The following is an 8,589-nucleotide window of genomic DNA, read 5'->3' on the forward strand; positions in this document are numbered from 1 at the left end:
TTTCAAGTTGGTGCAAGTGTCTCAGCCATCGCCCCGTCAGGGGATAGCCATCAAGCAGAATTCGTCACTTAATGATTTTTATTGAATACTCAAATCCTTCCTGGGGTTTGGGTTTCAAAATGTATTTCTGTTGAGTAATACCTAGGCGAATGCCCAAATCTAAAAAACATACCCTTGAAAGCGTACCCCCGCCCCACACTCCCGACTCCCTGTTCCCAGATCCGCTGTTCCCTATTCCCGACTCCCGACTCCCGACTCCCGACTCCCGACTCCCGACTCCGGCATGGCAATCAAGATTGGGCAATATCTGCTCCACAGGAGTACCCCTAAACGGTTGCGCCGTCAGAATAATCGTGCCATCCTTTGCTATTACCCAGCCAAGGGCTTCGATAATCACTTTTTTGTCTTGAGGGGGTCTGACTGTTCGCGTAGCGTGGCCAAAGGCCTTTGGTTGCTTTTGTAATGCTTGTCTGCTGCTGGCTAAGCCAGGACGAGAGAGCCAGCCCACTGTTCTGTCAGTATTAATCACCGGATCGTCTGCACTAGCTGGTAACCCGCCTTTTCCGCTAATGGTAAAGGAACTGCCGCCAGCAATCCGATTATTCTCAAAGCCACAAAGGTCATTGGCCAGGATGGCTTCTGCGTCTACCGGGCTTCCTGGCAATTCCGTTAAGCCTGAGGTGGGGTCTACGTCTGGGGTGTTAAGGATTACTTCACCGCTGAAAGATGGGCCAAGTTCAGACGTGGCGGTGATGTCATTGTCTGGAGTTAGACGGTCTCGAAACTCTAAACCAAAGATGCCTTTTGCCTTAATGGTCACACTACCTCCTCGGCCTTGTTGAGCATTAGCTGTGATGTCGCTATCTCCCAGACCGACTAGGGTATCAGTATCAATGACTATATTGCCCCCAGTGGTATTCTCAGCGTCAGTGGTAATCTTGCTTTTGTTGAGGAGTCGGATGTCACGGGAAGATAGAGTAATAGACCTCTTGCAAAAATATTTTTAGTTATAATGGTGGTATTGGTAAAAATTAGCTAGATTGTGTATTAGGCTTATACACCAAGAGAGTAGACCTATGGCAAAAGTCGTGATAGCCACTAATTTTGACTAACAGAAAGTTCATAATTATAAATACCAGCAATCAAATTAAAACGTAGAGAAAATCTTTTTCGGCGATTACGGTATCTTTCTGATAGAATCTTAAAAACTTTAAGAGAGCGACATACATGTTCAATAACAAGTCTGAGAGAAGCTAAATCCCTAGGAGGCGCGCATTCCAATGGGCAGGTAAACTGCCCTTGGGTCGCGCCTCTTTTCTTTTTTCGGTTTTTGGGATAGTTCCTTTTTTTTTGATTTTTTATGAGGAGTTTGGCTTAATTGATGAATTTTTTTAATCCCTTGATAACCTTTATCTCCTAGACATAGAATTTGTTCAATTAGACAGGTTTGACTTTTTTTAAATAAGTTGAAATCGTGCTCTTGCCCCTTGCTGTGAGAAGTACAGAGTATTTGCTTATTTTGCTGATTAATTACTATCTGAGATTTTAAGGTATGTTTTTTCTTTTTTCCACTGTAATATTTTTTCGGTTTTTTTTTGGACGTTCAATCGGATTTTCGGTAACATCAACCACCACCACTTTGATGTCTGTATTGACGTTTACTAATGGCTTTTTTCCGGGCAATCTAAAAAGTTGAGATTTAATTAAAATCTTCTCAATTTTTTTGATTATGCGATATACTGTCGATTCGTTAAGCCCCCAAGATTGTCCTATATGAAAGTAAGTTCTATACTCTCTCAAATATTCTAGGGTCATTAAAACTTGATTTTCTAAACTTAATTTGGATGGTCGCCCGGTTTTTTTCTTTAACTCCTCATTATTTTCTAATAATTTCACCATTTGGTCAAAAGTCTCTGGTTTAACTCCACAAAAGCGTTTGAACTCTTCGGCGGATAACTTTTTTAAGTTTTCGTAGGTCATAGTTTTTCTATTAAAGTTCTTTTCGTTCGCTTCGCGAACGGAACATCCCATTCTACATCAAACTTTTGCAAGAGATCTAGTACAAAGGAAGTTTGTTAGTCTTAAGGTTAGGTATACTAAAAAATTGGGCAACTTTTAATTATACCACGAAAGACTTTTGCAAGAGGTCTAATATTGCCTTTGTCTCCTCCTGTTTCTGCTGTGATGATTCCATTTTTGTTTAGGAAGATGGAGTTGGCATTAATCTTTACTTCGCCTGCTGAACTATTCTTTTCAAAGCTTCTAGCACTAACAACTGCTCCATCAGAGACCATTAACTGCCCAGTGGTAATCTTCAACAACTCTCCCGCTTTTCCTGTCCCTTGAGCTTGAGTAAACAAGCCGCTGCCAAACAGACCATCGGCTGAGGTACCAATCAGTTGAACCGTAGAGTCGGCGTTCACACTCAAGTTTCCCTCGTCCTTTTCACCAAAAGTGCTAGCTGAAACAACTGCTCCATCAGAGACCATTAACTGCCCAGTGGTAATCTTCAACAAATCTACCGCTTTTCCTATTCCTTGAGTTAGAGCTAACAAGCCGCTGGGAAACCCAGCATCGGCGGAGGTACCAATGAGTTGAACCGTAGAGGAAGCATCCACTGTCAAATTTCCTCCGTCCCCAAGACCAAAAGTGGCAGCTGAAGCAACTGCTCCATCAGAGACCATTAACTGCCCAGTGGTAATACTCAAATTTCCCGCTTTTCCTGTCCCAAAAGTTACAGTAAACAAGCCGCTGGGAAACCGACCATCGGCTGTCGTACCAATCACTTGAACCGTAGAGGAAGCATCCACTGTCAAATTTCCGCTTTCCCCTTCACCAAAAGTGCCAGCTGAAACAACTGCTCCATCAAAGACCCTTAACTGCCCAGTGGTAATACTCAAATTTCCCGCTTTTCCTGTCCCAAAAGTGTCAGTAAACAAGCCGCTTAAAATCCGACCATCGGCTGTCGTACCAATCACTTGAACCGTAGAGTCGGCATTCACACTCAAGTTTCCCCCATCCCCTTCACCAAAAGTGACAGCTAAAACAACTGCTCCATCAGAGACCATTAACTGCCCAGTGGTAATACTCAAATTTCCCGCTTTGCCAATTGATCCTTGATTAGCTTGAGTAGTCAAGCGGCTGGCAAACTGACCATCGGCTGTTGTACCAATGAGTTGAACCCTAGAGTCGGCATTCACAGTCAAATCTCCGCCGTCCCCTTCACCAAAAGTGCCAGCTGAAACAACTGCTCCATCAGAGACCATTAACTGCCCAGTGGTAATACTCAAATTTCCCCCATTTCCTGTGGCTCCTGGAAAAACTTGGGCTCCCAAAGCGCTGAGAGTACCATCAGCCGATACACCAATTACTCGAACAGATTCAGAGGCATCCACTGTCAACTTTCCCCCCTGTCCTGAGCCCAATACATTTGTATTTATTTGAGAACCACCCTCAAGACTCAACTGTGAAGCCTCAACCACTATCCCACCGCCATTCTGACTTCTGAGGGTACTCGCTAATACACGAGAGCGATCGCGTAAACTCACATTAGCCCCTTGCACCTGGATACTCCCACCACCTTCCCCACTGGTAATGACTCTAGCCCCCTCGGACAAACTAATATCCTGAAACTCGTTAACTCCTGAATAATCCAACCCAAAACTCGTATCCGTTGGGGTCAGCTTCACCACACCATTAGCACCAACACTCCCCAGCTCAATCCGTCCATCGGTTGCTCTTAACTGACCACCAGGAATAGTAACCTCACCACCAATTAGCCCTAAGGTTTGACCATTTGGTACCCGAAACAGACTAGATTGATTAGTAATACTTCCTGGATTTGATCCATATTGCAAGCCAGATGGTATATTAATAGTCAACAACGGTTTATCATTGGGATTTTTAGTGCTGAAAACTTTACCATCTTCAAACAAAACACTCTCAGCAGTACTCCCAAAAAATGAACCTCCCACATCTAGTCTGCTATTGGGACCAAAGACAATACCGTTGGGATTTATCAAAAATAAATTAGCATTTCCCAATACGCCTAGGGTTCCCAAAATATTGGAAACATTACCTCCGGTTACCCGACTCAGGATGTTGGCAACTCCAGCAGGATTATCAAAATAAGCTCCTGCGAACTCGGCTACATTGAAATCTGAAAAGCTGTGGAATAGATTACTGTCTCTAATCGCCCCACCTTCAATTAAATCTATTACAATTCCGTTAATATTGAGATTGGTTACCACAGAGCTTTCATTCCCCAGGGTATTATCTGGGGTTATTTGCCCTAATGCCGTAGTTGCAGCTAGTAGAGAACACAGCACAAAGGGACTTGCTGCCACAAGTCGGTCAATCCGAGGTTTCATGTTAATCAGTAGAGCTCCCGATGTCTCGAATTATTTCATAAAATACCCTTTGATTATGTTAATTTTTATTAAGTCAATAGGGCAGTAGCCAAGGATGGATCTCAATCCATGAAAAAACACTCTTTGGCAATAGAATGCTAATATCATGTTATAACAATTACCCTTAATAAAAATCTTCCCTATTTCCCTATCTACCCACACTTCTTTTAGTTATAGATTTACAATTATTACATGCACCCCTATCACTATACCAATCCTAAATGAATTGTGATAATTTTTGTTACCTTTTCCCTACTCCCGTCTTGATGCAGTCGCTCATGGGGGAAACCACGCCAGTTGCTCATGGGGGAGACCCCCAAGACCGCACTGGCTCCCCAAGACCGCGCTGCATCGCTACTCCCTACTCCCTACTCCCTGTTCCCTGTTCCCTGTTCCCTGTTCCCTTTGGTATATGACTACAGCAACTAATCCGACTCAAATTAACTCTGGTATTGGCGGTACCAAAAATTTTTACAACTGGAATTGGCAAAACAAACACTATCGAGTCGTCTACGAAACCATCGGCGCAGGAAACCCTGTACTGTTACTTCCTGCTTTTAGTACGGTTTCTAGTAGAACAGAAATGAAAGGTATTGCCAATCTACTCGCTACCAACTATCACGTTACGGTGCTAGATTGGTTAGGATTTGGCGAGTCTCAATGCCCTCCTGTAGATTACAATCCTGTATTATTTCAGCAGTTATTAGCAGATTTTGTTAACTCTGTTTTTAATAATAACTCAATTAGCTTACAGCTGTTTTCAGATGAATTGACCTCACTACCGAGAGCTACAAGCCCCCTAAATCCCCCAATTCTGGGGGACTTTAACTCAATTTCCCCCCAAAGTTGGGGGGCTAGGGGGGCGAAACTTGCTGTAATTGCTGCCGGTCATGCTTCAGGATACGCTTTAAAGTTTGCCCAAGATAATCCAGATAGTATTTCTAAACTAATTTTAGTGGCTCCGACTTGGAAAGGACCGTTAAGAGTAATGGGTTTACCGGATGGAGTGAGAAACGGAGTAAAAAACCTAGTGCGATCGCCCTGGTTAGGTCAGACTCTATACTATCTCAACACTACCCCTTCGTTTCTGCGCTTGATGTATAAACGCCACGTCTATGTGGATGAAAGCAAACTAACTCCGGAATTTATCGCCCAAAAACACAAAATAACTTCCAAAGATGGCGGCAGATATGCCCCGGCTGCCTTTGTTACTGGGGCAATCGATCCTATCGCTAATCGGGAGGAATTTTTGCAGCTTTTAGACTCTGTGCCCATGCCCGTATTAATTATTTTAGCGGAAAATGCACCACCTAAATCAAAAGCTGAAATGATAGCAATGGCGGAGTTAGAACAGGTGCAAACCGTTCGATTAGCTGGAACTTTAGGTATTTCTGAAGAGTATCATGAAGCGGTAACAGCAGTGATTGAGGATTTTATTTAGCTATTTAGCGATCGCTTTTATCGCAGTTATCAGGACGAGTGAGTGACTTTAGTCGTAGGTTTTAGGGAGCAGGTAAGCATATGCGCTACGCGCACGCTACGCGAACAGCTATCAGCTCTCAGCTATCAGCTCTCAGCTGTTTAATATAGCCTATTATAGCCTAGTGAGGTACAAGCATTTTTTTCCCTATTCCCTATTCCCTGTTCCCTATTCCCTGCTCCCTGCTCCCTGCTCCCTGCTCCCTGCTCCCTGCTCCCTGCTCCCTGCTCCCTGCTCCCTGCTCCCTGCTCCCTGCTCCCTAAAAACCCGAAATTTGTACCTCACAAGTCGTAGAATTGCTATATCCTTGACATGATGTATTGGAAGTTGTTCAATTAATGAAACACACGGCTATTAGTCTATTTTGCGGTGCAGGTGGATGTTCTCTTGGGTTTAAACAAGCTGGATATTCAATTCTTTATGCAAATGATAAAGATGCGGCAGCAGTTGAAACATATAGAATAAATTTTCCCGAGTCGTTATGTACCAATGAGGATATCGATAACGTAGATTTTGGGAAGGTTCTTTCTGAAATAGTAATGAAACCAGGGGAACTCGACATATTGATCGGGGGGCCTCCATGTCAAGGCTTCTCCACAGCGGGCTCAAGGTTCTGGGATGATCCAAGAAATAATTTGCTTAAACAATACGTTAAAGCACTAACTATTGTGAACCCAAAATGGTTCATTATGGAAAATGTTGAAGGGCTACTTACCTCCAACAAAGGAAAATATGTATACGAAGCCGCTAAGGCGTTCATTGAACTGGGTTATTGGATTAGAATTGAGAAAATTTATTCTCAAGAATACGGTATACCACAAAGACGAAAGCGAGTTTTAATCATCGGGAATAGGTTGGGGCATGACTTTAGAATGCCAGCACCAAAATTTAAAGTCTCTGGTCAACTATTCCGTAACTCTGACATTACTATTTCTCACGCAATAAACAGTTTGCCGCCAGCAACAAAAGATAAGGGAACCCTACTAAAACCTTTAACCTCGCCTCCTCAAGATGATTTTGATTCTCTTCTTCGTGGAAATGCCACACAAATATCCGACCATTACTATCCAAGTATGAACGGCATCCAGCTAAAAAGAATTACTGCCTTAAAGCCAGGTCAAACAATGAAGGATTTGCCAGAGGAACTACAGCATCAGTCATTTAAGAAGAGAGCAAATAGGCGCGTTGCTGATGGAATGCCGACAGAAAAGCGAGGTGGAGCACCATCGGGACTTAAAAGACTGATTGGAAATGAGCCGAGCTTAACCATCACTGGGGCTGCCACAAGAGAGTTAATACACCCAGTTGAAAACAGACCTTTAACGATAAGAGAGGCAGCAAGAATTCAAACGTTTCCAGATGATTTTGTATTTTGTGGGAATGCCTCTCAGAAAATCCAGCAAATAGGCAATGCAATTCCACCAATTTTGGCTCGTGTATTTGCTGAACATATCCGTGATGATTATGGCTTCGAGGGCGATCAAGAAAATCAAGGTCGCATGCTGGGCTTTTTGCTTACAAAGGCAGGAGCTATGAGCCCAGCGTTAAAAAATACAGAAATTTTGCTTAATAGCCTGATGGAAACCAATAAAACCCATCAATACACAGCTACGGTCATCTCAAGCACCTGAACCAAATTCAGGTAACGTTACCTTAACTTGTTCAAGCAGTTTTTTAGTCCGTTTTTGAAAGAACGATATCCAGAAAAATTATTGATATAGCAAAGAAAGGGATAGTTAGGACATAATAGAGGAGTTAGTAAGCAGGATTTGCGCAAAAATCAATAAGCTATGGCTTATTGATAAAAACTGGCTCATTATCAACAAATTCACTCTATTGTGAGCTCTCTCCACACTTCTTCTCCACCGTTTCTCTTAGCTATTAGGTACACATTATTTTTTCCCTCTTCCCTACTCCCTACTCCCTCCTCCCTGCTCCCTGCTCCCTGCTCCCTGCTCCCTGCTCCCTGCTCCCTGCTCCCTGCTCCCTGCTCCCTGCTCCCTGCTCCCTGCTCCCTGCTCCCTAAAAACCAAAAATTTGTACCTCACAAGTCGTATAATTGCTATAGCCCTCTTCTGTCACTCTCCGAATTCAATGATTAACAAATAAGTCAGATTATCCAGAATTAAAAAAGAATTGATATTGATTAATTTCACTAATTAGCTGATTCAATCCCAGCAATAAGTTACTATTAGGCAAAATATATAACCAGGGAAAAATAATCCATAACATCATAATGGGTTGAATCAGTAAACGAAAATTGTTTAACAGATTTTTCCATCCACCTTTATGATTCCATTGTTGATGATTACTCACCTGGATATCATCAGCATCTGTCACCTTATTGCCCACTTCTGTCGATTTATTTAAAGATAAAAAAGCTGGAGAATTTAAACTAATCATGGTGTACACACAAAAAATTATTTCCCACCATTTTTCGATATCCTTAAACTTAGTAAAACGGTAATCTGTCCATCCTAATTCTTGTTTACACTGACGAAAAGCATACTCTACTCATGTTCTTAATCCATACAAATCTCCCAAGATTTTCTTGAGATTACCTTTCAAATTAGGTAAGCATTCAGGTGATGGGGTTGACAAAAAGGGAAGGATGAGTAGTAGTGTAGAACCATGGAAATCAAACCGCCAGCTATCCCAAATAGCTTTGAAGCTCTGGAACTGCTGCCCCAATCAGTTCTG

The 8,589-nt window shown here is 42.6% G+C and carries 7 protein-coding genes and 2 pseudogenes; 5 read left to right on the forward strand and 4 right to left on the reverse strand.

The features are described 5' to 3' along the window. Window positions 1-64: 64 nt before the first annotated feature. From F6K46_RS10570 to F6K46_RS10580, 3 genes and pseudogenes are all read right to left on the reverse strand, one after another. The gene (locus F6K46_RS10570) at window positions 65-820 is read right to left on the reverse strand and encodes an S-layer family protein (protein ID WP_293067971.1); all 756 of its coding nucleotides are present in this window, start codon (window positions 818-820) and stop codon (window positions 65-67) included. Window positions 821-1,098: 278 nt separating this feature from the next. Continuing rightward, a pseudogene (locus tag F6K46_RS10575) lies at window positions 1,099-1,980 on the reverse strand (IS5 family transposase). Window positions 1,981-2,096: 116 nt separating this feature from the next. Beyond that, the gene (locus F6K46_RS10580) at window positions 2,097-4,370 is read right to left on the reverse strand and encodes a filamentous hemagglutinin N-terminal domain-containing protein (protein ID WP_293067974.1); all 2,274 of its coding nucleotides are present in this window, start codon (window positions 4,368-4,370) and stop codon (window positions 2,097-2,099) included. A 305-nt stretch (window positions 4,371-4,675) separates the two neighbouring features. Between F6K46_RS10580 and F6K46_RS10585 the strand changes: the two genes are divergently transcribed. The 5 genes from F6K46_RS10585 (at window position 4,676) to F6K46_RS10605 (ending at window position 7,991) form a co-directional block, all read left to right on the forward strand. Then, window positions 4,676-4,825, forward strand: coding sequence for a hypothetical protein (locus tag F6K46_RS10585; RefSeq protein ID WP_293067976.1), 150 nt, complete (start codon window positions 4,676-4,678; stop codon window positions 4,823-4,825). After that, window positions 4,822-5,850, forward strand: a complete 1,029-nt coding sequence (locus F6K46_RS10590) for an alpha/beta fold hydrolase (RefSeq protein ID WP_293067979.1) — start codon at window positions 4,822-4,824, stop codon at window positions 5,848-5,850. Before F6K46_RS10585 ends, F6K46_RS10590 begins: the two co-directional genes overlap by 4 nt. Before the next feature lie 163 nt (window positions 5,851-6,013). Beyond that, the gene (locus F6K46_RS10595; RefSeq protein ID WP_293116998.1) at window positions 6,014-6,205 is read left to right on the forward strand and encodes a hypothetical protein; all 192 of its coding nucleotides are present in this window, start codon (window positions 6,014-6,016) and stop codon (window positions 6,203-6,205) included. 4 nt (window positions 6,206-6,209) lie between these two features. Next, window positions 6,210-7,520, forward strand: coding sequence for a DNA cytosine methyltransferase (locus F6K46_RS10600; RefSeq protein ID WP_293068940.1), 1,311 nt, complete (start codon window positions 6,210-6,212; stop codon window positions 7,518-7,520). Between the two features lie 207 nt (window positions 7,521-7,727). Beyond that, complete coding sequence (locus F6K46_RS10605) at window positions 7,728-7,991, forward strand: hypothetical protein (protein ID WP_293117000.1); 264 nt, start codon at window positions 7,728-7,730, stop codon at window positions 7,989-7,991. 13 nt (window positions 7,992-8,004) lie between these two features. Here F6K46_RS10605 and F6K46_RS10610 read toward each other — a convergent pair. Further along, a pseudogene (locus tag F6K46_RS10610) lies at window positions 8,005-8,460 on the reverse strand (IS701 family transposase); the annotation flags it as partial. Between the last annotated feature and the right edge of the window lie 129 nt (window positions 8,461-8,589).

The sequence above is a fragment of the Moorena sp. SIO3E8 genome (genome assembly GCF_010692445.1).
GTDB classification, from domain to species: domain Bacteria; phylum Cyanobacteriota; class Cyanobacteriia; order Cyanobacteriales; family Coleofasciculaceae; genus Moorena; species Moorena bouillonii.